The sequence below is a fragment of the Cellulomonas biazotea genome, from assembly GCF_004306155.1.
Lineage (GTDB): Bacteria > Actinomycetota > Actinomycetes > Actinomycetales > Cellulomonadaceae > Cellulomonas > Cellulomonas biazotea.
Window position 1 is genome coordinate 1 of the sequence record NZ_BIMR01000215.1, and the last position, 901, is coordinate 901.

At 77.7% G+C, this 901-nt stretch carries 2 protein-coding genes; one reads left to right on the top strand and one right to left on the bottom strand.

What is annotated here, in order from left to right; genetic code table 11:
• Positions 1–470: SdrD B-like domain-containing protein (locus CBZ_RS13765; protein WP_218022776.1), on the top strand; the 470-nt coding region annotated here is incomplete at its 5' end.
• A 13-nt stretch (positions 471–483) separates the two neighbouring features.
• Here CBZ_RS13765 and CBZ_RS13770 read toward each other — a convergent pair.
• Positions 484–901 (bottom strand): prephenate dehydratase (locus CBZ_RS13770; RefSeq protein WP_373862180.1); only part of this gene is annotated, 418 nt, incomplete at its 5' end.

Below are 901 nucleotides of genomic sequence, written 5' to 3' on the forward strand. Positions count from 1 at the left end.
CCGCGGCCCCGCTGCGCTTCGCGCTCGTCACGACCGCGTGGCGCGACGACGACGCCGACGGCCTGCGCGGCCCGGCGGAGCCCGCCCTCGCGGGCGTCGTCGCCCACCTGGAGACCGGCGACGCGCAGCCCGCCCGGCACGCGGACGGCACGCGCGTCGACCCCCGGACCACGGGCGGCGACGGGACCGTGGCGTTCGACGACCTGCCCGACGGCGTCTACCGGGTGCGGTACGAGCTGCCGGCGGGGCACCGCCTGACGGTCGCGGTCGCCGCCGCGGGCACGGTCGCGGTCGACTCCGACGCGGACGCGGTGGACGCGACGGGCACCGTCGGGCTGTCCGGCCCGGTGCCGCTCGACGCCGACGCCGAGGGACTGACCCTGCCGCAGCCGTCCGACGGCCTCGCCGCCGACCGGGTTGCGCACGCGTCGGTCGGCGCGACGGTCGCGTCGGAGGTCCTGGCGGGCTGACCCGCCGGGTCCGTCAGGTCGCCTGGCCCTCGCGGACGGCGCGCAGCCAGTCGCGCGCGCCCACGAAGTCGGCGTCGGACGTCCCGACGTGCACGGTCGGCGCGACGGCGTCGGCGCGCGGGTACGAGCCGAGGAACCGCACGTACGGGCAGCGGCGGTGCAGGCCCATGATCGCCTCGCCGACGCGCTCGTCGGTGATGTGCCCCTCGGCGTCGATCGAGAACGAGTAGCGCCCGAGAGCGTCGCCGATGGGGCGGGACTCGATGCGGGACAGGTTCACGCCGCGCACGGCGAACTGCTCGAGCATCGCGAGCAGCGCACCGGCCTCGTTGTCGGGCAGGTGCACGACGAGCGTCGTCTTGTCGGCGCCCGTCGGGGGCGGCACGTCGCCGGGGTGCCCGACGACGACGAAGCGGGTCACGGCCGTGGCG